General features: G+C 43.8%; 18 protein-coding genes, 3 tRNA genes and 3 rRNA genes. 19 read left to right on the top strand and 5 right to left on the bottom strand.

What is annotated here, in order from left to right; translation table 11 throughout:
* Window positions 1-185 precede the first annotated feature (185 nt).
* Both cmoA and cmoB read left to right on the top strand, forming a co-directional pair.
* Window positions 186-917: a carboxy-S-adenosyl-L-methionine synthase CmoA gene (gene cmoA / locus GQR89_RS19690; RefSeq protein WP_158772335.1), complete on the top strand. Its 732-nt coding sequence runs from the start codon at window positions 186-188 to the stop codon at window positions 915-917.
* A gap of 34 nt (window positions 918-951) precedes the next feature.
* Window positions 952-1923: a tRNA 5-methoxyuridine(34)/uridine 5-oxyacetic acid(34) synthase CmoB gene (cmoB, locus tag GQR89_RS19685; protein ID WP_158771791.1), complete on the top strand. Its 972-nt coding sequence runs from the start codon at window positions 952-954 to the stop codon at window positions 1921-1923.
* Between the two features lie 8 nt (window positions 1924-1931).
* Here cmoB and alr read toward each other — a convergent pair whose 3' ends face one another.
* Together alr and GQR89_RS19675 are read right to left on the bottom strand one after the other, a co-directional pair.
* On the bottom strand, window positions 1932-3044 hold the full coding sequence (gene alr / locus GQR89_RS19680) for an alanine racemase (protein WP_158771790.1): 1113 nt from the start codon (window positions 3042-3044) through the stop codon (window positions 1932-1934).
* A gap of 9 nt (window positions 3045-3053) precedes the next feature.
* Window positions 3054-3911 carry an aminotransferase class IV gene (locus GQR89_RS19675; protein WP_158771789.1) on the bottom strand — a complete coding sequence of 286 codons (858 nt, stop codon included), beginning with the start codon at window positions 3909-3911 and terminating at the stop codon, window positions 3054-3056.
* A gap of 172 nt (window positions 3912-4083) precedes the next feature.
* Here GQR89_RS19675 and GQR89_RS19670 point away from each other — a divergent pair, with 172 nt between their 5' ends.
* On the top strand, window positions 4084-4926 hold the full coding sequence (locus GQR89_RS19670; RefSeq protein WP_158771788.1) for a S1 RNA-binding domain-containing protein: 843 nt from the start codon (window positions 4084-4086) through the stop codon (window positions 4924-4926).
* A 27-nt stretch (window positions 4927-4953) separates the two neighbouring features.
* Window positions 4954-5346 carry an OsmC family protein gene (locus tag GQR89_RS19665; protein ID WP_158771787.1) on the top strand — a complete coding sequence of 131 codons (393 nt, stop codon included), beginning with the start codon at window positions 4954-4956 and terminating at the stop codon, window positions 5344-5346.
* 54 nt (window positions 5347-5400) lie between these two features.
* On the opposite strand, the gene GQR89_RS19660 is transcribed toward GQR89_RS19665, so the two are convergent.
* Window positions 5401-6639 (bottom strand): cystathionine gamma-synthase family protein, encoded by a 1239-nt coding sequence (locus GQR89_RS19660; protein ID WP_158771786.1) that lies wholly within the window; start codon window positions 6637-6639, stop codon window positions 5401-5403.
* A gap of 681 nt (window positions 6640-7320) precedes the next feature.
* Between GQR89_RS19660 and GQR89_RS19655 the strand changes: the two genes are divergently transcribed.
* The 4 genes from GQR89_RS19655 to GQR89_RS19640 all read left to right on the top strand — a co-directional run bounded on the left by GQR89_RS19655 (window position 7321) and on the right by GQR89_RS19640 (window position 11624).
* Window positions 7321-8577, top strand: a complete 1257-nt coding sequence (locus tag GQR89_RS19655) for a serine protease (protein WP_158771785.1) — start codon at window positions 7321-7323, stop codon at window positions 8575-8577.
* Window positions 8568-9563 (top strand): FHA domain-containing protein, encoded by a 996-nt coding sequence (locus GQR89_RS19650; RefSeq protein ID WP_158771784.1) that lies wholly within the window; start codon window positions 8568-8570, stop codon window positions 9561-9563. The genes GQR89_RS19655 and GQR89_RS19650 overlap by 10 nt, the downstream gene beginning before the upstream one ends.
* Before the next feature lie 18 nt (window positions 9564-9581).
* Window positions 9582-10349 carry an NRDE family protein gene (locus GQR89_RS19645; RefSeq protein ID WP_158771783.1) on the top strand — a complete coding sequence of 256 codons (768 nt, stop codon included), beginning with the start codon at window positions 9582-9584 and terminating at the stop codon, window positions 10347-10349.
* Window positions 10350-10433: 84 nt separating this feature from the next.
* Window positions 10434-11624, top strand: coding sequence for an amino acid aminotransferase (locus GQR89_RS19640; RefSeq protein WP_158771782.1), 1191 nt, complete (start codon window positions 10434-10436; stop codon window positions 11622-11624).
* Between the two features lie 97 nt (window positions 11625-11721).
* Here GQR89_RS19640 and GQR89_RS19635 read toward each other — a convergent pair whose 3' ends face one another.
* Window positions 11722-12180 (bottom strand): RNA-binding protein, encoded by a 459-nt coding sequence (locus GQR89_RS19635; protein WP_158771781.1) that lies wholly within the window; start codon window positions 12178-12180, stop codon window positions 11722-11724.
* Window positions 12181-12756: 576 nt separating this feature from the next.
* Between GQR89_RS19635 and GQR89_RS19630 the strand changes: the two genes are divergently transcribed.
* From GQR89_RS19630 to rrf, 5 genes are all read left to right on the top strand, one after another.
* Window positions 12757-14289 (top strand): 16S ribosomal RNA (locus tag GQR89_RS19630).
* A 127-nt stretch (window positions 14290-14416) separates the two neighbouring features.
* A tRNA-Ile gene (locus GQR89_RS19625) sits at window positions 14417-14493 on the top strand.
* A 59-nt stretch (window positions 14494-14552) separates the two neighbouring features.
* A tRNA-Ala gene (locus GQR89_RS19620) sits at window positions 14553-14628 on the top strand.
* A 272-nt stretch (window positions 14629-14900) separates the two neighbouring features.
* Window positions 14901-17785 (top strand): 23S ribosomal RNA (locus GQR89_RS19615).
* Between the two features lie 171 nt (window positions 17786-17956).
* A 5S ribosomal RNA gene (rrf, locus tag GQR89_RS19610) occupies window positions 17957-18072 on the top strand.
* Together the 16S, 23S and 5S rRNA genes with 2 tRNA genes alongside form the textbook arrangement of a ribosomal RNA operon.
* Window positions 18073-18441: 369 nt before the next feature.
* On the opposite strand, the gene GQR89_RS19605 is transcribed toward rrf, so the two are convergent.
* Window positions 18442-19386, bottom strand: coding sequence for a hydrogen peroxide-inducible genes activator (locus GQR89_RS19605; protein WP_158771780.1), 945 nt, complete (start codon window positions 19384-19386; stop codon window positions 18442-18444).
* A 137-nt stretch (window positions 19387-19523) separates the two neighbouring features.
* Here GQR89_RS19605 and GQR89_RS19600 point away from each other — a divergent pair, with 137 nt between their 5' ends.
* The 6 genes from GQR89_RS19600 (at window position 19524) to GQR89_RS19575 (ending at window position 25528) form a co-directional block, all read left to right on the top strand.
* On the top strand, window positions 19524-20195 hold the full coding sequence (locus tag GQR89_RS19600; protein ID WP_158771779.1) for a carbonic anhydrase: 672 nt from the start codon (window positions 19524-19526) through the stop codon (window positions 20193-20195).
* An 8-nt stretch (window positions 20196-20203) separates the two neighbouring features.
* Entirely contained in the window at window positions 20204-21844 is a 1641-nt protein-coding gene (locus GQR89_RS19595) for a SulP family inorganic anion transporter (protein ID WP_158771778.1), read from the top strand.
* A gap of 743 nt (window positions 21845-22587) precedes the next feature.
* Window positions 22588-23586 (top strand): UDP-N-acetylmuramate dehydrogenase, encoded by a 999-nt coding sequence (murB, locus tag GQR89_RS19590; protein WP_158771777.1) that lies wholly within the window; start codon window positions 22588-22590, stop codon window positions 23584-23586.
* Window positions 23583-24569, top strand: a complete 987-nt coding sequence (birA, locus tag GQR89_RS19585; RefSeq protein WP_158771776.1) for a bifunctional biotin--[acetyl-CoA-carboxylase] ligase/biotin operon repressor BirA — start codon at window positions 23583-23585, stop codon at window positions 24567-24569. Before murB ends, birA begins: the two co-directional genes overlap by 4 nt.
* Window positions 24553-25293 (top strand): type III pantothenate kinase, encoded by a 741-nt coding sequence (locus tag GQR89_RS19580; protein WP_158771775.1) that lies wholly within the window; start codon window positions 24553-24555, stop codon window positions 25291-25293. The genes birA and GQR89_RS19580 overlap by 17 nt, the downstream gene beginning before the upstream one ends.
* 159 nt (window positions 25294-25452) lie before the next feature.
* Window positions 25453-25528, top strand: a tRNA-Thr gene (locus GQR89_RS19575).
* Window positions 25529-25531 lie beyond the last annotated feature (3 nt).

Genomic DNA, 25531 nt, shown 5'->3' with positions numbered 1-25531 from the left:
TTATGTAACACATACTACCAGAAGGCTTTAGTTCGATGTAACTAATACGCCACTCAATTCGCTTATCCCATGACTTATGACAGGTTATTCAGTGGTTAAGGCAGTTGAATCGGTCAACGCAATTGCTTGGTCGATGTCAGGCGGGTAGAATTGAGCCAATTTTTTTCCTAGAAGTTATTAATGACATGCAAACAGGCAAAGACGCCATTTATTCACAGCCTCAGCAGGTCAGTGGATTTCGCTTTGATGATTCAGTAGCAGAAGTTTTTCCGGATATGATTCAGCGCTCAGTTCCTGGGTATAGCACCATTGTTGATGCTATTGGTCAGCTAGCGGGGCGCTATGCTACTGAGCATTCCAATATCTACGATTTAGGCTGTTCTTTAGGGGCGGTGAGCCTTGCTGCTGCGCGTTATGTGGAGGCTAAATCCTGTAATATTATTGCGGTAGACAATTCTGAAGCAATGGTCCAACGCTGTAAACGGCATGTTCAGGCATACAAAGCTAATACACCCATAGAGGTGATTTGTGATGACTTACAAAACGTGCACATTCAGCGCGCATCAAGTGTGGTGATGAATTTTACACTTCAATTTATTGAGCCAGCAAAGCGCGACAAAATCATTAAGTCTATATATAACGGTCTGGCGCCCGGTGGCATTTTCATTCTGTCAGAAAAACTTCGCCATGATTCGGAGCAAGGCAACGAGCTACTAGTCGATTTACACCATGAGTTTAAGCGGCGTAATGGCTATAGCGAACTTGAGATAAGCCAAAAACGCGAGTCGCTAGAGAACGTGTTACGTGCTGAAACGTTTGAAGCACATAAAACGCGTTTAACCAATGCCGGCTTTGATGACGTTATCTTGTGGTTTCAGTGTTTTAATTTTGCTTCTTTAGTCGCGATTAAAAACTAGTCTTTTCATCACTCTATTCAGTAGGGCCTATTTCATGTCAGTAACCTGGTTTAATCAGTTTTATAAAGAAATCGCCGATTCGCCCTTGAGTCCTTGGCTTGAATTGTTGCCCAGACAAATATCGATTTGGCATAAAGAGCAGTTACACGGTGATTTCAATAAGTGGGTGAAGTTACTTAGCAAGTTGCCGCAAACTGCCCCTAGTGAGGTCCAGCTAAAAGATAAAGTGGAATTTGGGCTTGCTGAAGATATAAATGACTACACCCAAAAACAAATTGTTGGTTTACTCAAACAGTTCATGCCGTGGCGTAAAGGTCCATTTTACGTGCATGGTATACATGTTGATACCGAGTGGCGATCTGATTGGAAATGGCAGCGGGTGCAGCCTCATATACAATCCTTAGAAAATCGATATGTGCTTGATGTAGGGTGTGGCAGTGGATACCACATGTGGCGTATGTTGGGCGAAAACGCGAAAATGGTAGTGGGGGCGGATCCTTCACAGTTATTTTTAATGCAATTTCAAGCAATGAAACATTTTAACCCAGACCCCCGTATTCATTTATTACCGGTTGGCGTAGAGCAACTACCTGAGAAAAACGCGTTTGATACGGTATTTTCTATGGGGGTATTTTATCATCGTAAGAGCCCATTAGATTTTTTACAGCAACTTAAGAATCAGTTACGCCCTGGAGGTGAACTTGTGCTTGAAACCTTGGTGGTTGCAGGGGATGAAAATACAGTATTAATGGCCGGTGAGCGCTATGCGCAAATGCGCAACGTTTGGTTTCTACCTAGTACTGATGCGTTATGTCTGTGGATGCGACGACTGGGTTTCAAAAACGTTCGGGTAGTCGATGTAGCCAGTACTACACTTGATGAACAGCGAGCAACGCAATGGATGGACAGCCAGTCGTTGGTTGACTTTCTTGATCCCCACGATCATACCAAAACGATTGAAGGTTATCCTGCTCCGCTAAGAGCAGTGGTAATAGCTGAACGCTAAAAATTACCTTATTGGTTAATGAAAATTCGTTTGGCGCGCGTTGGCATGCGGGTTACTAACTCATAACCTAACGTATCTGACCATTGGGCAACCTCATTAACTAATAATTGTTTCCCCCACAATTCGACTTCGGCCCCAACGTTCACATCGCCTAGGTGGGTGACATCTACGCATAGCATATCCATGGACACGCGGCCCGCTAACGGAGCAATTCTGCCGTTGATCAAAACAGGGGTACCCGACTTCGCAGTGCGTGGGTAGCCATCTCCATAACCAGCGGCAACGGTAGCGATAATGCTGGTTTTTTTTGCAATCCAAGACGCACCGTAGCCCACGGGATCTCCAGTATTCACTTTTCTTATCGCTATGACCTTTGAGCAAAATTGCATTGCAGGGATAAGTGGCAATGCCAATGTGTTTTGTTGATCAAAAGGACTGATACCATAGAGCATGATGCCGGGGCGATTCCAGGTACCGTGACTTTCCGGTATAGCCATCAATGCAGCAGAGTTTGCCAAACTGTTGGGTATCGGAGCGTTGCTTTGCGATATTGCGTTGGCTGCTGTTTTAAAGCTGTCAAGTTGCTGACTAACTAACGGATGGTCGGGTATATCAGAGGTCGCAAAATGTGTCATTAAGACAATAGAAGATACATTTTGACTGTTTGATAGTCTTTGGTAGATGTTTAAGCTGTCTATCAAAGGTACACCTAATCGGTGCATGCCTGAGTCTAACTTTAACCACACACTGATTGGTTTAGACAACTCTGCAGCAAGTAAATCGTTAATTTGTTCTTGGTTATGGATCACAATTTGTAATCCTAAATCGTCTACTACGCTCAATTCACTCTTACAGAAGCAGCCTTCGAGCAGAAGGATGGGGCTGCGAATATGGTTTTGACGCAAAAGAACCGCTTCTTCAATACTCGATACTGCTAGTAAGGTGGTTTTATTTGCTAACGCCCGGGCAGTCGCAACCGCACCGTGTCCATATGCATCTGCTTTAATAACAGCCATCGTCTGGCTGTTATTACCAGCAGATTTATTCCCTATAGCGTGGGCGTAATCGAAGTTCTGACGAATAGCGTCGAGATCAATAGTAATCGAAATGGGTCGTGACATTGTCTGTGTCTAATATTGGTATTTGTATTGACTAAATAGTGCCTGGGCTTGTTGCCAGACATCGCCGACTGTTCCATTACCAACTGGCACCCCATCTAAGGTGATGATCGGAGCAACCTCTTTACTGGAACTGGTCAGCCAGAGTTCATCGGCGTTTTTCACTTCTTCCATGCTGATAACGCGTTCTTCAATTGCGTATGAGCTGTACTCGCGCAGAATTGCTAATAATATTTTTCGCGTTACGCCGGGTAAAAGCTGGTTATCTAATGCAGGCGTAGCAATTACATTGTCTTTCACCAAAAATACGTTACACGAACTCGCTTCAGTCAGTTGCTGCTGCTGATTAAACAGAATAGTTTCTTGCATACCTAAATCTTGGCTTTGCTGATAATGCATTACATTGCCAAGGAGTGACGTTGATTTGATGTTGCAACGCTTCCAGCGCAGATCTTCGCTGCTGGTTACATTAAATGGCTTAACTTTCGATTTGTCAGGCGTTGGCGCCGGTGGAATTTCGAAGGAGAAAGCAAATACGGTCGGGGTGACGCCGGTTGGATAAGCATGTGCTCTTTTGCTATCGGTGCCCCGACTAACGTGTAGATAGATCCCACGGTTACCTGCATCATTTTTATTTAATAAGTTGTCGATAATCGCCTGCCAATCGTCATGGCTGTAGTCAAGTTCAATACCGATAGAAGCTAGGCCGCCCTGCATTCGTTCTATATGAGCTGTGAAACCAACCGTTTTGCCTAGATAAGTTGGGATAACTTCGTAAATTCCATCACCAAATAAAAAACCACGGTCCATAGGAGAAATTTTTGCTTGTTCTTGGGGTAGGTAATCCCCATTTAAAAATACGATGCTCATAGTAAGGACTCAAAAAAATAGCATTAGAAGAAGGTCGACTGGTTGCGGATTATGCCACGAATTTTGACGTCGAATTAAGCTTCTTTGTTAGCAAATTTGAATTTTTACCGTCTACATCTATGTTATCAGGTACAATAAGGTTCGCTTTTATTCCTCAATACAGACAGGTTTTATGCTGCAAATAGGTAAGTTCAACTCATTAAATGTAATTAAGCAGGTTCCTTTCGGGTTTTACCTCGATGGCGGAGACGACAAAGAGGTGCTTTTACCCACTAAATTTGCCGATGAAGCCTGCAAGATTGGCGACACGTGTCGAGTATTTGTGTATCACGACAGTGATGGCAGATTAGCGGCAACGACTCAAATACCTCTAGCAGAAGTGGATGAGTGTGCATTTTTGAAAGTCGTAAGCGTTAATAATGTCGGAGCCTTTGTTGAATGGGGCATCGATAAAGATTTGCTCGTACCCTATAGTGAGCAAGATTTTCCAATGGCGGAAGGCGTGTCTTACGTTGTTTTTATCTATTTCGATGATGAAACCGGAAAAGTCGCAGCCTCGACTCGACTACGAGATTTTCTGTTTGAAGAAGGCGAGAACTTTGTGCCTAAGCAAGAAGTTGAGTTACTTATTTGTGGGCTCAGTGATATGGGTTATAAAGCAGTCATAAATGGCACCCATTTAGGACTGCTTTTTAAAGATGAAGTATTCAAACCCTTGCGTATAGGTGAGAAGACCACCGGATTCATTAAGCGAGTGCGTGAAGACAACAAAATCGACTTGTGTTTTCAGTTTCATGATGACAACGCCCGCAAAGATTTAGCTGAGCAAATTATCGACGATTTAGAAGCCCATGGGGGCATATCTACACTAACGGACAAAAGTTCAGCTCAAGAAATATCCAAGCGTTTCAATGTCAGCAAAAATGTTTATAAAAGAACACTCGGTGCTTTATATAAGCAAAAACGTATTTTGCTAGATAAAAGCAAGATAACCTTAATTAAACAAGACGTTTAAAATATTATTTGGTGCGGAGTGGAATGAATGAAAGCGACAGTTAGCTGGCAAACTGATATGAAGTTTATAGGTGAAACAGACACCGGTAAGCGTATTGAAATGGACGGTAATGGCAGTCAAGCAACTCCTATGGAAGCGGTTTTGTTGGCTGTTGGGGCGTGCTCTTCAATTGATGTGGTAGAAATTCTTAAAAAATCACGACAAGCCATAACGGCTTGTGAATGCCAACTTGATGCCCAGCGTGCCGACGAAGCACCACGGGTGTTTACGCAGATCCATGCGCATTATGTACTCAGCGGAGAAACTTTAAACGAGAAGCATATTCAGCGTGCAGTGCAGCTTTCAGCCGAAAAATATTGCTCGGTCATGTTAATGCTTGAAGGGACAGTAAAGATTACGACCAGTTTCAGCATAAATTAACAAATGGACGAGCGTCGTTTCTCGTCAATTTGCTAAATTAGACAAGCCGCATCATTATAATGCGGCGAAGGCTTGTTCAAAGTCAGCCACGATATCGTCGACATCCTCAATACCGACAGAAAAACGTAGCATATTGTCATTAATGCCCATCTCAGCCCTTTGTGCCGCAGTATTTTCAAAATAAATTGTCTGTGCTACGGGTAATCCTAACGTTCGTGTATCACCTAAGTGTGTTGCACAAAGCACGAGATTAAGTTCGTTTAAGAACGCGAGAGGATCGATATGCTCCACTAAATCGATGCTTACAATACCGCCGTAACCTGCAAATAATTCACGGGCGATATAATGCTGAGGATGATTTGCTAATCCAGGATAATAAACATGCCGAACATGCTCATGACCATGGAGATAACTTGCTAGACGTAAGGCATTTTGACAAATTCGCTCGACGCGTAAGGCTAGTGTTTCTAAGCCAATTGAAATGCTGTGAGCTGCTTCAGGTGACAATGTGGCACCCATATCGCGTAAACCGCGCTTTTTAATTTGGGTTAGACCCCATTGCTGGGTATCAGTGGAACGGTAAATTGGCAGTATATTGTCAAATACACGCCAATCGAACAAGCCGGTATCAATCACTACACCACCTAATACATTACCGTGGCCAGAAACGTACTTCGTTAAGGACGCTATAGTAAGTGAAGCTTTAACACTTTTTGGTGAAAAAATATTGGCTGGTGTCATAGTGTTATCTACGATAAACAGCATTTTATTCTCTTCGCATAACTGACCTATCGCACTTAAATCCGCCACCTGCGTCGCCGGGTTAGCAATAGTTTCTGCATAAACCAGCTTGGTTTCTGGTGTCATCGCCTTGGCAACATTTTGCACATCGGTGACGTCTACATAACTAATTTGAATGCCTAGCCCTTGTAACGTACTGGCTAAACTACTGGTATTACCGAATAGAAACTGGCTCATAATGATATGGTCACCAGCACGTAATAAGCTTAAAAATGTTGCGCTGATTGCTGCCATACCAGTTGAAAAAGTGACTGCGCCAATCCCTTCTTCTAATTCACATAGGATATTTTGCAACGATACACTGGAAGCCGATGATGAACGAGAATAGACATGACCTGCGGCCTTGCCTTGAAATACATCAACAAGGTCTTGTGCGTTGTCGAAGGCAAATAATACGGAATTATTTGTTGCTTGATGCACAGCGCCATTTTGCGGTTTGTTAATAACTCTATCTGCGTGTACTAAACGGGTGGTGAAACCTTTGTTTTTCAATCTTGATCTCCGCTGGGGGCGTTATGGTGGTCGCTACTTTATCAGGAAATTTAGCATGCTCAGTGCTGAAATACTGTTAAATGCAGGTTAATTCATGCTCGATACCTTTCAATTTCTAATACAGAAAAGAACTCAATTGGTTTTTTCCCATAAAATCTCGAAAGAGCTGTTTTATTCGCAATAGGTAAATCAATCTGCGTTCTCATTACCTGTCGACAACAAGTTTAAGCTGGGTCTAAGCACATGGTCATTTTATCGACTTCTCGAATTTTAGCGAACATTTGATCTGCCAAACGATGGGCATTATGGCGTTTAATTGATCTGCTACCCAATATTTAACGGATCTTGCGAATAAATAAATTGGTTTGAGGGCGAAGGTTGATTTCACTCTAGGCGCAAAGCGACGGCGATAATCAGCTTTTTAAATTCGCTGAATTCATCGCCAAATTGCTAGCTTATAGGCTGTAAAATGCAGTTCTTTAAGAAATAACTAAAAGCATTAGCAATTGGAGGTAATTCATCACTCACAGTAAGAGTATTTAATCTGCTAGCCATTTCTTTCTTTGCTGGTCCACTTTACACTAGGCTTGATGATCCGCTATGTCACCCAAATTGTCGAGAACTCTTCCTCAGTGCGTATTACAGCGGTTGCCCGAATAAGATAAAAAGGAAAATATAATTTTGAGATATTTGTTATTTGCTCTGTCCTTGTACAGTGCTTTAGGATTTGGTCAGCAAACTGCACAAAATCTTTTCAGTCATTATCAAACCGCACTCTACCAAATTCGTATTATTGAATTAGGCTCTGGCAACAAATCGTCCATTGGATCTGGTTTTCAAATTAATGATTCGGGCGTATTGGTAACCAATTATCATGTTGTTTCTGAATATGTTTATTTTCCTGAAAAGTACCGGATCGAATATCTCGCAGCAGATGGGTCTGTGGGTGATTTATCTGTGGTAAATATTGATGTGGTTAATGATTTAGCGCTTGTACAAGTTCAAACTGATAAAATAAGCACGGACTTTTTTGCGCTATCAGAGTCTTTACCAGAGCAAGGCAGCAGTATTTATTCATTAGGTAACCCCCATGATTTAGGCATGATCGTTGTTCCTGGGACGTTTAATGGTATTAAGAAGAATAGTTTTTATCAGCGCATTCACTTTACGGGTTCAATTAATCCCGGCATGAGTGGGGGACCTGTAGTTAATCCTGATGGTCAAGTCGTGGGGGTAAATGTGGCAACCGCTGGGAATCAAATTGGCTTTTTAGTACCGCTAACTAAAGTGTACTCGCTGATTGAAAATAGCGACTTGACAACATTATCACCTAAAGAATACAAGCAGGTTATCGCTACTCAGTTGATGGAGAATCAACGGCAACTTTTTAATCGTCTTGAACTGGGCGTGTGGAAATCAAGCAACTTAGGTGGAGCGATAATCCCCACCCTAGACGAAGAGTTACTGGCTTGTTGGGGGGACTCAAATAGTGCCGACCAAGAAGCTCTGTACTTGTCAGTTGAAAAGAGATGTCGCTTAGACGAAGAAATTTTTCTTCATGGCGGTCTGCGTACAGGTGGCGTTGAAATTGAGTTTGAATGGCTTGAAAGCGAAAAGTTAGGGTCACATCGTTTTTATGAATTTTTTAGCGACAGTGTCGCTGGTGCTGGAGCAGGAAATCAAGCGAGTAAAAATGATGTCAATAATTATCAGTGTAAGCAAGACATAGTGACTAACCATCATCAGGTCAAAACCAAAAGTACCTTTTGTTTGCGTGCCTATAAAGAGTTTCCACATTTATATGATGCTCTATATATAGGGGCAACGTTGAATCATGATTCTCAAGGATTAATTAGTCATTTTACATTAGCGGGTGTTAGTCAGGACTCAGCTATGCGATTTACCAAGCAGTTTATGGGAGCTATAGCATGGCAATAGTGCTCGAATTACTGTCGCGTAAAGACCAAACTCTGAAGTATTTCAAATTCAATAAACCTGAGATTGTGGTTGGCCGTGATCATCATTGTGACTTACGTTTAGAGGATCCTTATATTAGTGCGGAGCACATTCGTATACGTCAAGATAGCGTCGAAAATTCAATTTATTTTGAAGACTGCCAAAGCATCAACGGTACATTTGTGAACAAGCGATGTTTAGCTAGCGGTAAGCTAGAAGGCGACGATATTCTGAAGATTGGAAGAACCCGTTTAAAAGTGGTTAACACCAATCAGCCAGTTTCTCCAGCATTGCCTCTTAGCCAATTAGAAGAGAGTTTGAGTTGGTTGTCGAATAGCGGAATAGCCATACTGTTGACGTTGGGGTACTTAGTACTCTCGATGGTCTCAGGCTATCTAAACAGTATCACAGATTATAGCATTTTCGATATGTTACCCAAAGAGATGGGGCAAATGGCAATACTCAGTGCTTGGCCTGTTGCGTTTGCAGTGATGGGGAAAGTTTTTAATAAAGAGAGTCGGGTAGTCAGTCAGTTTTCTATACTATGGCTCACGCTATTCATTGTTTATGGCCTATATTTACTAGAAAAATTATTATCGTTTAATTTTAACGCGCCCGTATTGTTTCTATGGTTAGAGCTAACTGTATATACACTTATTCTGTTTGGTTTCGTGTGGTTGTCACTGTTTATAGCCTTTCACCAAACCAATCGGCGTCGTAACATCGTTGGCACAATGATGACTCTGGCTATTGTAGTACCCATCGTTAGTATTGGCATGTTAGGGAATGGCGATTTCAGTGCAAATCCTGAATATGACAGCACCATGTTGCCCCCTGTTTATCAATTACGCCCTGCATCGGATGTGGCGTCGTTTGTTGAAAATTCTGGGACGTTATTTGAAGAGCTTGACAAACAAATTGAAGTCGAAAATTTAAGAGCTAAACGCAAAGATGAAAAGGCTCATTAACTTGGTAGTGTAATTGCTATGTGCATTTTATTTATTGCGGTAAATCAACATCCTGACTACCCGCTGATTGTCGCGGCTAACCGTGATGAGTTTTTTGAACGTCCTACCCAAGCTTCGGCATTTTGGGAAGATCATCCATATCTGTTAGCAGGTAAAGACTTACGTGCTGGTGGTACATGGATGGGTATTAATCGCCGAGGAAAGCTTGCAGCGCTAACCAATATTCGAGATCCAGAGCGTATCGATCCAGATGCTCTTAGTAGGGGGGAGCTAGTGAGTCACTATCTACAGGGCTCACCAGATAGCGAATCTTATCTTTGTCGTTTAAGTGATGAAGCTGATAACTACAATGGATTCAATTTATTGTTTGGAGATTGGAACAACCTATACGTGTTCAATAATCACACCTTACAATCCGAAAAATTGATAACCGGTGTGTATGGTTTATCTAACGCAAGTTTAAATACACCTTGGCCTAAAATATTACATGGTATGGCTCAATTAACTCAATACTGCCAAGATCCTCATAAGTTAGAGAGTGAGCATCTTTTTGCTTTACTTAAAAACCAAACAAAGGCGCCGGATAATACATTGCCTCAAACTGGCGTTCCAATCGATTGGGAACGCAAGCTATCATCAATATTCATTAAAAGTCCCGAGTATGGAACACGCTCATCTACTCTACTATTAGTCGATAAATATCAGCATGTAACCTGGCAAGAACGAACTTTTAATAATGAAGCGCAATGTGTTGCCGAAAATAGCTATGATTTCGATATAAAATAGCAGTATTTTAAGTTCGAAAAATCATCAGGTGATGGCATAATGTCCACCGTTTTAGCCATCTCACCATAAATTCAAAGGAATATCATGTTTGAAGTATTGCCCCAATTGCCCGCAGATCCTATTTTGGGATTATCGACTGCCTATAAAGCTGACCCTAATCCATTGAAAATCGATTTGGGCGTCGGTGTATATAAAGACGAGCAAGGGCATACACCTATTTTATCTTCAGTTGCCAAAGCGCAACAGATATTATTGGCTAAAGAAGACTCTAAAACCTATATCACTCCCCAAGGTGTGCCCGGTTATATTGACGGCATGCTGCAATTATTATTGGGCAAAGGTAGTAAAGTGTTATTGGAAGATCGGGTTGCTGCGGTTCAGGCACCTGGCGGATGTGGCGCGTTGCGTATATTGGCTGAATTGATTAAGCGCTGTAACAGTGAACTAACTGTATGGGTGAGCGATCCTACTTGGGCAAACCACATTCCGTTAATTGGAAATGCTGGGCTTAAAATCCAGACCTACCCATATTTTAATAAAGCTGATGCCAGTATCAATTTTGAAGGAATGGTTGAAACCTTATCTCAGGTTAAATCTGGTGATGTAGTCTTGCTTCACGGATGTTGTCACAACCCAACCGGTGCCGATTTAACGCCTGATCAATGGCAAGTCGTATTGGAGCTAGCGCAAAAAACAGGATTTATTCCTTTTGTTGATGTGGCTTACCAAGGTTTTGGAGATGGTCTTGAGCAAGATGCTTATGGACTACGCCTTCTTGTTGATAACCTACCCGAAGTGATTGTTGCCGCTTCTTGTTCTAAAAACTTTGGCTTGTATAGAGAGCGAGTAGGTTTGGCAGTCATGGTTACTGCCAACACACAAGCACGTAAAGCAATACAGACGCAAATCCAATCTATCGCTCGGGGTATTTACTCAATGCCGCCATCCTATGGTGGTGCTTTGGTTGATATTATCTTGAATGATGTATCTCTTCGCACAGAATGGGTTGCAGAAGTAGAAGCGATGCGTACACGTATGCAAGCTTTACGGAGTTTATTAGTGGACAAACTCGTGGAAAAGGGCGCGCAAAGAGACTTCAGTTTTGTGAAACAACAAAAAGGCATGTTCTCTTATTTATGCATTACTCCTGAGCAAGTTCAAGAAATGCGTAATAAGCATAGCGTTTACTTCGTCGATTCGAGTCGTGTGAATATCGCAGGGATCAGCAAAAGTAATGTAGACGCCTTAGCATTAGCTTTAGTCTCTGTTTTATAAATTGCAAAACTTCAGCGCTAAAGTTCCAAACCTTTAGACACAAAAAAAGCCGATGCAATGCATCGGCTTTTTTATTTGGACTAGATATAGCGGGAAATTATTCCTCAACTTTGTCCTTCGCCATGCGTACCTTCAATGTCCTTTCTTGAAACTCAGAATCATTCAGGTTTTCAATTGCCTTTTCAGCTCCAGCTGATGTCATTTCCACAAAGCCGTAACCTTTGCGTTTGCCTGTACGACGATCTTTCATCAATCGAACAGAGTGAACCTGTCCCTGCAGTTCGAAGTGCTGTTGAACAGCTTGTTCATTCGCGCGATAAGGCAAGTTGCCAACATATAGTGTTTTACTGTTTTCATCATCAGCTTGAACTTCAACCGACGAAGAGGTACCTGAGAATTGTGTACTAATAACGGGTACAAGAATACCGCCAAGTAATAAACCAATGGCTAACGCAAGGTTAGGTTCAAGGTTTGCTGCTATTACTGGTAATAGGAAATAGCCCGCAACAGCAAGGACAACGGCAAGGATTATATTTATTATAGTGGGTGAGTTCATGTGTCTACCTAAAAGATTGTATGTTTATAAGAATATAAGGCCTAGCTATGTTAACCATTTATTACAAAATCGCCAACTAATAACACTTTACATTTTTATATTACGGAGTAAATAGCGATTAGTTGCCCTAACCTTAGACAGGTTGAGTATAAAATGAGCGGTCGAATAGTTTTATTCAATAAAGGGTTGCGCTGTCAGTTTTGATCTCTATAATGCGCCTCTCGCTTCGGGACAGCCGCTAAAACAGCTGCACCGACACTGGGTTTACCCAGGTAATTGCGGACTCTTCGGAGTCAAGTGGTTAGCGTGATGCAGGGCAGTTTAGTTTGCTGATTCGGTTTGAGATTTACGTCAAAAATTGATTCGAAATTAAATGAAGTTAAAGCCTTGACATCGAAACTTGAGAGCGTATTATACGCCTCCCGCTTAAGAGGGTCTTCGGACAGCATCTTAAGCCGCTTCTCCGGAAGCACGCTACGAAGTAGCACTGCTCTTTAACAATTAATAACAAAATAATCTGTGTGGGCACTCACTTGATGAGTGTCTACCAAAAAAAATTCATGTTCGATAAATATTTAATTGAAGAGTTTGATCATGGCTCAGATTGAACGCTGGCGGCAGGCCTAACACATGCAAGTCGAACGGTAACATTTCTAGCTTGCTAGAAGATGACGAGTGGCGGACGGGTGAGTAATACTTAGGAATATGCCTTTGCGTGGGGGATAACTATTGGAAACGATAGCTAATACCGCATAATGTCTTCGGACCAAAGGGGGCTTCGGCTCCCGCGCAAAGAGTAGCCTAAGCGAGATTAGCTTGTTGGTGGGGTAAAGGCTCACCAAGGCGACGATCTCTAGCTGTTCTGAGAGGAAGATCAGCCACACTGGAACTGAGACACGGTCCAGACTCCTACGGGAGGCAGCAGTGGGGAATATTGCACAATGGGCGCAAGCCTGATGCAGCCATGCCGCGTGTGTGAAGAAGGCCTTCGGGTTGTAAAGCACTTTCAGTTGTGAGGAAAGGTTAACGGTTAATACCCGTTAGCTGTGACGTTAGCAACAGAAGAAGGACCGGCTAACTCCGTGCCAGCAGCCGCGGTAATACGGAGGGTCCGAGCGTTAATCGGAATTACTGGGCGTAAAGCGCACGCAGGCGGTTTGTTAAGCTAGATGTGAAAGCCCTGGGCTCAACCTGGGAATTGCATTTAGAACTGGCAGGCTAGAGTTTTGGAGAGGGGAGTGGAATTCCAGGTGTAGCGGTGAAATGCGTAGATATCTGGAGGAACATCAGTGGCGAAGGCGACTCCCTGGTCAGTAACTGACGCTCATGTGCGAAAGTGTGGGTAGCGAACAGGATTAGATACCCTGGTAGTCCACACCGTAAACGCTGTCTACTAGCTGTTTGTGGATTTAATCCGTGAGTAGCGAAGCTAACGCGATAAGTAGACCGCCTGGGGAGTACGGCCGCAAGGTTAAAACTCAAATGAATTGACGGGGGCCCGCACAAGCGGTGGAGCATGTGGTTTAATTCGATGCAACGCGAAGAACCTTACCTACTCTTGACATACTAGAAACTTTTCAGAGATGAATTGGTGCCTTCGGGAATCTAGATACAGGTGCTGCATGGCTGTCGTCAGCTCGTGTCGTGAGATGTTGGGTTAAGTCCCGCAACGAGCGCAACCCTTGTCCTTAGTTGCCAGCCTTAAGTTGGGCACTCTAAGGAGACTGCCGGTGACAAACCGGAGGAAGGTGGGGACGACGTCAAGTCATCATGGCCCTTACGAGTAGGGCTACACACGTGCTACAATGGCGAGTACAGAGGGAAGCAAACTTGCGAGAGTAAGCGGATCCCTTAAAGCTCGTCGTAGTCCGGATTGGAGTCTGCAACTCGACTCCATGAAGTCGGAATCGCTAGTAATCGCAAATCAGAATGTTGCGGTGAATACGTTCCCGGGCCTTGTACACACCGCCCGTCACACCATGGGAGTGGGTTGCAAAAGAAGTAGCTAGTTTAACCTTCGGGAGGACGGTTACCACTTTGTGATTCATGACTGGGGTGAAGTCGTAACAAGGTAACCCTAGGGGAACCTGGGGTTGGATCACCTCCTTACTATTAGGTTAGGCCTCATCAGGTCGAGTGTTCACACAGATTATTTTGTTGTTAGTAAAGAAGAGCAAAAAAGAAATGCTTGGGTAACAAGCAACTATAATGCGAAAGCGAAAGCGTTCGTAAGAATAGGCTTGTAGCTCAGCTGGTTAGAGCGCACCCCTGATAAGGGTGAGGTCGGCAGTTCAAGTCTGCCCAAGCCTACCAAATCTTTTCGTTAGTTAGAAAAGATATCGATGTGACCGCATCGACCTGCATAGTTATGCGGGGCCATAGCTCAGCTGGGAGAGCGCCTGCCTTGCACGCAGGAGGTCAGCAGTTCGATCCTGCTTGGCTCCACCACTTAATGTGGACGGTCTTGCTCGCACAAAGCTAAGCCTTAATCAATACGTACTTATTAAGTATCTATTGATTAGGGTTTTTTAAACGCTAAATGTTCTTTAACAATATGGAAAGCTGATAAAGTAATCAAAACTAAGAGAACTCTTTTAAGAGCTTACTCTATCTGATTTGAAAATGAATACTTGTCACGCATACAAAGCAGAAATGCTAATAACTTCGGTTGTTGGTAATGTCTGTACGTCAAATAAATAAAAGGTTATTTGGGGTTGTATGGTTAAGTGACTAAGCGTATACGGTGGATGCCTAGGCAGTTAGAGGCGATGAAGGACGTGTAAGTCTGCGAAAAGTTGTGGGGAGCCGACAAAATGCTTTGATCCACAAATATCCGAATGGGGAAACCCACCGCTTCGGCGGTATCGTACAGTGAATACATAGCTGTACGAGGCAAACGAGGGGAACTGAAACATCTAAGTACCCTTAGGAAAAGAAATCAACCGAGATTCCCCTAGTAGCGGCGAGCGAACGGGGATTAGCCCTTAAGCTAATTACAAGCGAGTGGAATGTGTTGGAAAGCACAGCGATACAAGGTGATAGCCCTGTACACGAACGCGAATTTTAAGTGAAATCGAGTAGGTCGGGACACGAGTTATCTTGACTGAACATGGGGGGACCATCCTCCAAGGCTAAATACTCCTAACTGACCGATAGTGAACTAGTACCGTGAGGGAAAGGCGAAAAGAACCCCTGTGAGGGGAGTGAAATAGAACCTGAAACCGTATACGTACAAGCAGTAGGAGCAGACTTGTTCTGTGACTGCGTACCTTTTGTATAATGGGTCAGCGACTTATATTTTGTAGCGAGGTTAACCGAATAGGGGAGCCGTAGCGAAAGCGAGTGTTAACTGCGCGTTTTAGTTGCAAGGTATAGACCCGAAACCCGGTGATCTAGCCATGGGCAGGTTGAAGGTTGAGTAACATCAACTGGAGGACCGAACCGACTAACGTTGAAAAGTTAGCGGATGACTTGTGGCTGGGGGTGAAAGGCCAATCAAACCGGGAGATAGCTGGTTCTCCCCGAAAGCTATTTAGGTAGCGCCTCGGACGAATACCACTGGGGGTAGAGCACTGTTAAGGCTAGGGGGTCATCCCGACTTACCAACCCTTTGCAAACTCCGAATACCAGTGAGTACTATCCGGGAGACACACGGCGGGTGCTAACGTCCGTCGTGAAGAGGGAAACAACCCAGACCGCCAGCTAAGGTCCCAAAATTATTGCTAAGTGGGAAACGATGTGGGAAGGCTAAGACAGCTAGGAGGTTGGCTTAGAAGCAGCCACCCTTTAAAGAAAGCGTAATAGCTCACTAGTCGAGTCGGCCTGCGCGGAAGATGTAACGGGGCTAAGCAATATACCGAAGCTGCGGACGCAAAGTTTACTTTGCGTGGTAGGGGAGCGTTGTGTAAGTGGCTGAAGGTGAACTGAGAGGTTTGCTGGACATATCACAAGTGCGAATGCTGACATGAGTAACGATAATGGGAGTGAAAAACTCCCACGCCGGAAGACCAAGTTTTCCTGTCCCATGCTAATCAGGGCAGGGTAAGTCGGCCCCTAAGGCGAGGCAGAAATGCGTAGTCGATGGGAAACGGATTAATATTTCCGTACTTGGTATATCAGTGATGGGGGGACGGAGAAGGTTATGCAAGCATAGCGTTGGTAGTCTATGTGAAAGTGTGTAGGGTTGAATCTTAGGTAAATCCGGGATTCTACATGCCTGAGACACGAGACGAGATTCTACGGAATTGAAGTTGCAAATACCCTGCTTCCAGGAAAAGCCTCTAAACTTATGATATATCGAACCGTACCCCAAACCGACACAGGTGGTCAGGTAGAGAATACTAAGGCGCTTGAGAGAACTCGGGTGAAGGAACTCGGCAAAATCGTACCGTAACTTCGGGAGAAGGTACGCCCCTGTTTGTGATTGAACTTGCTTCATGAGCGAATGGGGGCCGCAGTGAAAAGGTGGCTGGGACTGTTTATTAAAAACACAGCACTGTGCTAAATCGAAAGATGACGTATACGGTGTGACACCTGCCCGGTGCCGGAAGGTTAATTGATGGGGTTAGCGCAAGCGAAGCTCTTGATCGAAGCCCCGGTAAACGGCGGCCGTAACTATAACGGTCCTAAGGTAGCGAAATTCCTTGTCGGGTAAGTTCCGACCTGCACGAATGGTGTAACCATGGCCACGCTGTCTCCACCCGAGACTCAGTGAAATTGAAATCGCAGTGAAGATGCTGTGTACCCGCACCTAGACGGAAAGACCCCGTGAACCTTTACTATAGCTTGGCACTGAACATTGACCCTACATGTGTAGGATAGGTGGGAGACTTCGAAGCATCGTCGCCAGATGATGTGGAGTCAACCTTGAAATACCACCCTTGTATGTTTGATGTTCTAACGTTGACCCCTTATCGGGGTTGCGGACAGTGCCTGGTGGGTAGTTTGACTGGGGCGGTCTCCTCCCAAAGAGTAACGGAGGAGCACGAAGGTTGGCTAATCCTGGTCGGACATCAGGAGGTTAGTGCAATGGCATAAGCCAGCTTAACTGCGAGACAGACACGTCGAGCAGGTACGAAAGTAGGTCATAGTGATCCGGTGGTTCTGTATGGAAGGGCCATCGCTCAACGGATAAAAGGTACTCCGGGGATAACAGGCTGATACCGCCCAAGAGTTCATATCGACGGCGGTGTTTGGCACCTCGATGTCGGCTCATCACATCCTGGGGCTGAAGTCGGTCCCAAGGGTATGGCTGTTCGCCATTTAAAGTGGTACGCGAGCTGGGTTTAGAACGTCGTGAGACAGTTCGGTCCCTATCTGGTGTGGGCGTTGGATGATTGAAGGGAGCTGCTCCTAGTACGAGAGGACCGGAGTGGACGAACCGCTGGTGTTCGGGTTGTCATGCCAATGGCATTGCCCGGTAGCTACGTTCGGAATCGATAACCGCTGAAAGCATCTAAGCGGGAAGCGAGCCCTAAGATGAGTCATCCCTGGCAATTTAATTGTCCTAAAGGGTTGTTGAAGACTACGACGTTGATAGGCAGGGTGTGGAAGCGTTGCAAGGCGTTAAGCTAACCTGTACTAATTGCCCGTGAGGCTTAACCATACAACGCCCAAGTAGCTTTATGTTATTTGCGTAAGTATGAAGACAAGTATTGATAATCAAGAGTAAGACTAAAGAGATTTAGCGATGATTACGGCCTGACCTGAAAAGGAACGGCATCAGCTTTTTACATATTGATTTATTGAGTGCAAGCTTGATAGATAACAGTTTATGTCTGGCGGCCATAGCGATGCGGCCCCACCTGATCCCATCTCGAACTCAGAAGTGAAACGCATTAGCGGCGATGGTAGTATGGGGTTTCCCCATGCGAGAGTAGCACACTGCCAGACTCCCATTTAGAACAAAGCCACCTTAATCGGGTGGCTTTTTTCGTTTCTGGGCTAATGAAAATACCCAAGACAATCTACACAGCATCATCAAGGTGGCTTTATTCTAAAGCGCCATCGCGCAATGCCACTCCCGTATGAGAAACCTAATCCATCGAGTGTGATGCGGGGGATCCCATGCAATACTGGTTCACGTAATACGCGGTATCCGAAAGACACAGCCAGCGTCCCATTAAGAAGAAGGGCTATCCTCAATCGCGCAGCGACCAAGGTAGCCCTTTTTTTATGTCTGGAATTTGTTTAATGGTTAGTCTCAATTAGCTATGCTGAAGATCATTAATATAATGCTTAGTGCTAGTGCTACGTTCGTACTTATGGGATGTGCACTTCAACTACGTGACTTAGACGCGCTTTTATAATTCTGCGAAAACGGTCAGCAAGCTCTCGAAAAAATACCCGTGAAGGGGATGTATTTCGCCAAGCGAGTGCATGCTGACGGAGTATGGGTTTATCTTTTATTTCACATACGTGAAGTGACTCAGGTACGTGCATTTCTGAGTGCACATATAATCCAGGTAAAAACGCCGCGCCCATGCCCATTACGACCATTTGGCGTAACGTATCTAAACTCGTTCCTTCATAATCTTGTTGTAATACAGCCCCTAACTCATTACATATGTCTAACACTTGATGGTGGAAATGGTGTTTATCCTCTAATGTGAGGATTGTTTGTCCTTTTAGGTGTCTCGGTTCTATCAGTAAGTCTTTACTCATTGGATGCTCGCTAGAAAGCACTAGTTTAAGCGGTTCGGTAAACAACGGTTCGGTGACAAAATCGTCAGGAAGGCTAGAAAATGGAGAAATAATGAGATCATAGTCCCCTTTGTACAGTCCAGTATATAGCTCGCTGGGTGCCGACTCGCGAACGTAAAATTTAAGTTTATCGTAAAGTTGATGAAGTTGAGGTAAAACAAAAGGTAATAAATAAGGGCCTAATGTGGGTGGAATGCCTAATTTGAAGGTGGTTTTTGGGCCTTGAGATAATTCCCTAGCGACATTTTGGAACTCCGTCATTGTCTGCAGTAGGTGTTCGGCATGTTTCAGCAATTCCCTACCTTCAGGTGACAGCATTGTACCGTTCCTTGAACGTTCAAAAAGCGTTAGACCTAGACCTTCCTCCAGCTTCATAATTTGATTGGTTAATGTTGGCTGGCTTATGTGTAAAATGTGAGACGCTCGGCGAAAATTAAGGTTTTGAGCGACTGCAACGAAATATTTAAGCTGTTTCAGTGAAGGCTGTGGCGCAATAATTGGCATAACGGCATTTCCAAATGTTTCCTTTATAGATAAAAGCTATCACGAATCTCTGTATTTTTCTATTACGCTATCAGGTAAAACTATTGCCTGATAAATACTCTAACTGTGTTTATCACTTTCAATATTAGGAGTGTGTCATGGATCATGTGATCTCAGGTGTAGCAAAATTTCAAAAAGATGTTTTTCCAAAAAACAAAGAAGTCTTCCAAAAGCTAGCGACGAGTCAGAATCCAGAGGTGTTATTCATTACGTGCGCAGATTCGCGTATCGATCCAAATATGGTGACACAAACAGGTCCGGGCGATTTATTTATTTGCCGAAATGCGGGTAATGTTGTTCCGCCTCACAGTAATCAAACTGGAGGCATGACCGCATCCATTGAGTTCGCAGTAGCGGCTTTAGGTGTTGAGCACATTATAATATGTGGTCATACAGATTGCGGTGCTATGAAAGGTGCGTTGGCACCTGAAGCATTAGAAGGGCTGCCACACGTAAAGGAGTGGTTAGGCCATTGCAGGGGAGCCACTGAAGTTGTTAGACATAGACACGGCTGTGTTGGTAGCGAGCATTTAGGCGAAATAACTAAAGAAAATGTGTTACTACAGATTCAGCATCTTAAAACGCATCCTTCAGTTGCAGGTCGTTTAGCGTGTAAAGAAGTGCAAATACATGGATGGGTGTACAACATCGAGACGGGTGAAGTTCTTTGTTACGAGCCATCAAGCGAAAGTTTTATGCCGATGGCAGAGCGTTATTCGAACGACAATGCATTTAAGTCGACTATTGGTTTAAAGCAACAGGCAGGATAAAGAATTAAATGAAATTAGATTTATCGAATTTACGCGGCGATCTGACCGGTGGTATTACTGCCGGTATAGTTGCTTTACCCCTTGCCTTAGCATTAGGCGTAGCATCAGGACTCGGCCCTTTAGCCGGTTTATATGGTGCAATTGCTGTGGGCTTTTTTGCCGCATTATTCGGTGGCACGCCATCACAAATCTCTGGTCCTACAGGTCCAATGATAGTAGTTCTTGCAGGCTTGTTTGCGAGTTTGTCAGGTAATGTTGAGTTGATTTTCACCGCAGTCATTTTAGCCGGTATTCTTCAAATTATATTTGGCTTTCTTGGCGTCGGGCAATACATCCGTTTAGTACCTTATCCTGTTATATCAGGTTTTATGACGGGCATCGGTGCGATTATCATAATATTGCAATTCGGTCGTTTGCTGGGTCACGAGCCTCCTGGAGGAACACTAGGTGCTCTGTCTTATTTGCCGCACGCCGTTGCGAATACTAATTTCGTTACACTTGCGCTAGGTGGGCTTACGTTGGCTATCGCTTACTACTGGCCTGCTAAATTAGGCAAATACATGCCTGGAGCACTGGCTGCGTTGATTATTGGTACGCTTGTTAGTTTCGCAGTTGCCAGCGTACCTGTTCTAGGCGCAATCCCGAGTGGCCTTCCTAGTTTGCATATACCAGTGTTCGAGCAAAGTCACTTTTGGCTTGTGTTAGAAGCGGCGTTTATTTTGGCCGTGTTAGGCGCTATCGACAGCTTATTAACGTCACTTGTTGCCGATAACATGACTCGTACTCGTCATGAGAGTAATAAAGAGTTAATTGGTCAAGGTATTGGTAACACAGTTGCAGGATTGTTTGGTGGCATTGCTGGTGCAGGTGCGACTATGCGTACTGTAGTTAACATTCGTTCTGGTGGTAAGACTAGATTATCAGGTATGGTACACGCACTAGTACTGTTAGCCGTTGTATTGGGTTTGAGTCCTCTAGCTGCAAATATTCCGCATGCTGTTTTAGCTGGTATTTTGGTTAAAGTTGGTCTTGATATCATCGACTGGCGCTATATTAAACGAGCGCATAACGGACCCCGTTGGGATTTCGCACTAATGGTGCTTGTACTTGGCTTAACCGTTTTTGTCGATTTAATCACAGCGGTTGGAGTAGGTGTTGTGTTGGCGGCATTAGCGTATGTGAGACAAATTGCTCAAATACAAATTGCTCAACTACGGGCTATTCCTCAGGTGTCGAATGATCCGGTAGAGCAAGCTTTACTCGAAAAAGGTCATGGAAAAGTAAACGTATTTAATTTCTCAGGTCCATTGAGTTTTGGTGCGGCTGCAGACTTAGGTCATCATGTACGACAGCATGTTAAACCAGGGTCTGAAGTACTAATTTTAGATTTTTCCCGGGTGCCAGCAATGGATGTATCGGCAGCGATGGCCGTTGATACGATTGCATCTGATACCCACGCAGCAGGTAAATTAATGTATATCTGTGGTATGAACGAAGATGTCAAAGAGGTACTGGTGGCGATTAACGGAAGTACACTCGCCGATTTTGAAAGCGTTACATTAATTGAAGCATTGGAAACGGCGGTCAGAGTTATTGATGGTCAGCCAAAAATGAAAATAACAGGGGCACCTAAACCTCTGGAAAATTAAATCAATATAGCCGTCTCAATCGAGGCGGCTTTTTTATCTGTGCTCTATATTCCTGCCTGTTAGACCTTAGCAAACAACACTTACATATCATTTGTTCTTATTAGACTAAAGTCTAGGCGAATTTGAACGCTATTCTTTTACGATGTAAAAATAATAAAAAGTGTTTAAACGCTTACTTTCACATAATAAGAATAATAAAACGTGAATACATCTGTTGCTAAAACTCAGCATATACATTAGTGGCTAACGTCCTGTACGCCGCGAGTAATTGGCTATTATTTTGTGATTATAGCTAAGTCCTATTTATGCCTAGCCGTCCTATTCCATCTGATGTTCTGGCTTGTACCTCAAAACCAAGTTTTGCGCATTCCTGTGAAAGCTGAGGAGTTATTACCAGCCGGTGGTAATTGAAAACCACCCATTGATACTGTCAGTATGCTATTGCAGTAGGTAAGTATGTAGATGGTATTATGATTGTCTGCGATGTCAAAAAAACGAGAGTGCCGACTTGCTGCTAGCACTACAACGTGTGCATGCGGCAGAGTTACCTATTTTAGGCGTGGTATATAATCGGGTAAAAGACTTTCGCTCAAATATTCATAAGGACTCAGCTTAATGAGTCGTATTAAGCGTGCTTTTGGTTTGAGCGCAAGCTAACACCTCTTGGTTGAAATCAAAAACACGCCTTTGTTTTCCCTCATCCCTTGGCTAGAATGGCGCAAAATAGTCAATGGGTTGTCATATTGAAATCTCTACAACATCTACATACCTTTGGACTGCGAGCGAGCAGTAACGACTTAGCCTGTATTCAAACCTTGAGCGATGCGCACGACTTTGTCGAACATCATAAATACGCTCCATTTTATTTACTTGGTCAAGGCAGTAACACTGCTTTTATCGAGGATTATGAGGGAACAGTAGTTGAAATGGCGCTCAAAGGAATTACCGTAAGTGAAGATGACGGTCATTACACGCTAAATGTTGCCGCTGGTGAAAACTGGCATCAGCTCGTAATTTGGTGTTTGCAGCATAATATACGTGGATTCGAAAATCTCGCGTTGATACCCGGAACAGTAGGCGCTGCCCCTATTCAAAATATTGGCGCTTATGGTGTTGAAATAGAGCGCTTTATCCAATCTGTACAATACATTGACTACGCCAATAATCAGTTATGTCATATTGCGAACAAGGATTGTGCGTTTGGTTATCGAGATAGTGTTTTTAAAAATAAATTGTGGCAAAAAGTGATGATTGTCGGCGTCACGTTCTCTTTAGCAAAAAGTTGGCAACCTGTGGTTACCTACGGCGAGCTCGCGGCGTTAAGCGCTCCGAGTGCTCAAGATATATTTAATAAAGTTGTTGAGGTGAGGCAAGCAAAATTGCCTGACCCTAAAAGACTGGGTAATGCGGGAAGCTTTTTTAAAAATCCTATTATCAGCCGCACAGCACTGGGTTTACTTCAACAACGTTTTCCCCATATGCCGTATTATGAGACGAATATCCATGAGGTGAAAATTCCAGCGGGATGGCTGATCGAGCAACTTGGTTTTAAAGGACAGCAGGAGGGCGATATTCGTTGCCACCCTGAACAGGCACTTGTACTGACTAATTTAGGGCAAGGTACCGGAACACAATTGGTCACATTAGCTCGCAAGATTAAACAAGCGGTTGAGCGACAGTTCAATATTGTATTAGAACACGAAGTTCAATTAATCGGCGCCAAGGGAACCGTTTTACTATGAGACATGGCACAAACAAACAAACAGATATGATCCGTAACCATATTGTAAAGGCATTGGCGGATGGCCAGTTTTACTCAGGCGAAACCCTAGGCGAAGAGTTGGGGATTTCTAGAACCGCGGTATCTAAATATATAAAAGCGTTAAGTGAGTTGGGACTAAATATATTCAGTGTAACGGGCAAGGGCTATCGGCTCGCTGAACCTATTCAACTACTAAACAGTGAATTAATTGCCACGCACTGCCAACACTTTGATGCTAAGCAACTTATACTGCTTAATGTAATAGATTCCACGAATCAGTATCTCAAAGAACGTATTGCTACATTGAAAAATGGCGACGTGTGCCTTGCTGAAGCACAAACCGCAGGGCGAGGTCGCCGAGGGCGCACATGGGTTTCCCCCTATGGTGCAAGCTTGTACTTATCACAGTTTTGGCAATTTGCTGGCGGTTATCAATCTATTTCAGGACTGAGTCTGGCCGTCGGTGTGGCAATTACACGGGCATTAGAAAAGGCGGGCTATCAAGATATTGCACTTAAGTGGCCAAATGATATTTATGCCAGAGGAAAAAAATTAGCCGGCGTCTTAATTGAAGTGGAAGGGCAAATGGGCGGTGCTTGTGACTGCATCATAGGCGTGGGATTAAATATGGCTTTAGATGTAGGTAGTGAGAAAATAGACCAACCGTGGATTGATTTAACAACGTTAAATCCCGAAGGGTTTGAGCGTAATCGCATCAGCGCCTTATTGCTTGATGAATTGACTTGTTGTATGGAGGTCTTTAGTCACTCGGGGCTTGAAACTTTTATAGAAACTTGGCGTGAACGCAATGTGTTTCGCGACAAGCCTATTACATTAGTCATAGGCAATAAAACGGTAAAGGGTATTTGCAAAGGTATAGATGCAACTGGTGCACTGCTGTTACAACAAACTGACGGTGTGCAAGCTTACAACGGTGGAGAAATCAGTGTCAGAGCGAACTAAGGCTTTACTCTTGGATATTGGTAACAGCTATATTAAGAGCGCAATGGTAGAAGCAAGCAAAGAGGTTTTCGGTCAACCTTTAGCTATTATGCGTAGTAATAACGTGAAGGCTCTTAAAGATAATATCAACCAAAGTCAGCGGGTGATCGTGGCAGCGGTAGGACAGGGCGAACAAGTTGCGCGACTGCGGATCTTATGCACAGAATTGGATGTTCCCCTAACGATAGTGAAAACCCAAACTAACGCCTTTGGCATGCAATGCGCGTACAGCAATTATGCCACATTAGGCGCTGACCGCTGGCTGGCTGTATTGGCTGGCCGCAGGTTATGTCAAACTCAAGCCTATGCTGTTATTGATTTAGGTACGGCTAATACCTGTGATCTAGTGTTAGGGAATAGGCATCTAGGGGGATGGATAGCCCCAGGTTTTAGTTTGATGCGCGATAGTTTAATTAACAATACCGAGTTAGTGTTTGCGAATGATGTTTTTCCAAACGATTTGTCGTTAGGAAAGCAAACAGTGGATTGTGTCAATATGGGATGCGCTGCAGCCGTTAAAGGGTTTATTTTTGCTGCTGAGCAAAAAGTTGCCGAGGTAAATTCCGAATATTCTGTGATTATTACAGGTGGTGGACAGAGAATGGTGAAAAATAACGCACCTGTACATCACTATTTTCACGAAAATTTAGTTTTATTTGGCTTACTGGAATATTTATTCATCTAAATTTAATATGAATAACTGTTCTAAAAACACCCAAATACGTAACTTAATAGCAAATTAGCTGAATTTTTAAGCAAACAACACAAAAAAAGTATTTTTTTAATAATTGCCTCTTGCACGATGGCAAATGTTACTCTAATATCCGCACCCACTTGATGACGTGCCGACTTAGCTCAGTTGGTAGAGCAACTGACTTGTAATCAGTAGGTCACCAGTTCGACTCCGGTAGTCGGCACCATCA

The sequence above is a fragment of the Paraglaciecola sp. L1A13 genome (assembly GCF_009796745.1).
Classification (GTDB): Bacteria; Pseudomonadota; Gammaproteobacteria; order Enterobacterales; family Alteromonadaceae; genus Paraglaciecola.
Note: the sequence above shows the minus strand (reverse complement) of the source record. Positions and strands in the feature narration are given on the sequence as shown.

Bases quoted from the DNA above. Each gene is read 5' to 3' on its own strand.
- cmoA (WP_158772335.1), top strand. From the start codon at position 186: ATGCAAACAGGCAAAGACGCCATTTATTCACAGCCTCAGCAGGTCAGT.
- cmoB (WP_158771791.1), top strand. From the start codon at position 952: ATGTCAGTAACCTGGTTTAATCAGTTTTATAAAGAAATCGCCGATTCG.
- alr (WP_158771790.1), bottom strand. From the start codon at position 3,044: ATGTCACGACCCATTTCGATTACTATTGATCTCGACGCTATTCGTCAG.
- GQR89_RS19675 (WP_158771789.1), bottom strand. From the start codon at position 3,911: ATGAGCATCGTATTTTTAAATGGGGATTACCTACCCCAAGAACAAGCA.
- GQR89_RS19670 (WP_158771788.1), top strand. From the start codon at position 4,084: ATGCTGCAAATAGGTAAGTTCAACTCATTAAATGTAATTAAGCAGGTT.
- GQR89_RS19665 (WP_158771787.1), top strand. From the start codon at position 4,954: ATGAAAGCGACAGTTAGCTGGCAAACTGATATGAAGTTTATAGGTGAA.
- GQR89_RS19650 (WP_158771784.1), top strand. From the start codon at position 8,568: ATGGCAATAGTGCTCGAATTACTGTCGCGTAAAGACCAAACTCTGAAG.
- GQR89_RS19645 (WP_158771783.1), top strand. From the start codon at position 9,582: ATGTGCATTTTATTTATTGCGGTAAATCAACATCCTGACTACCCGCTG.
- GQR89_RS19640 (WP_158771782.1), top strand. From the start codon at position 10,434: ATGTTTGAAGTATTGCCCCAATTGCCCGCAGATCCTATTTTGGGATTA.
- GQR89_RS19635 (WP_158771781.1), bottom strand. From the start codon at position 12,180: ATGAACTCACCCACTATAATAAATATAATCCTTGCCGTTGTCCTTGCT.
- GQR89_RS19605 (WP_158771780.1), bottom strand. From the start codon at position 19,386: ATGCCAATTATTGCGCCACAGCCTTCACTGAAACAGCTTAAATATTTC.
- GQR89_RS19600 (WP_158771779.1), top strand. From the start codon at position 19,524: ATGGATCATGTGATCTCAGGTGTAGCAAAATTTCAAAAAGATGTTTTT.
- GQR89_RS19595 (WP_158771778.1), top strand. From the start codon at position 20,204: ATGAAATTAGATTTATCGAATTTACGCGGCGATCTGACCGGTGGTATT.
- birA (WP_158771776.1), top strand. From the start codon at position 23,583: ATGAGACATGGCACAAACAAACAAACAGATATGATCCGTAACCATATT.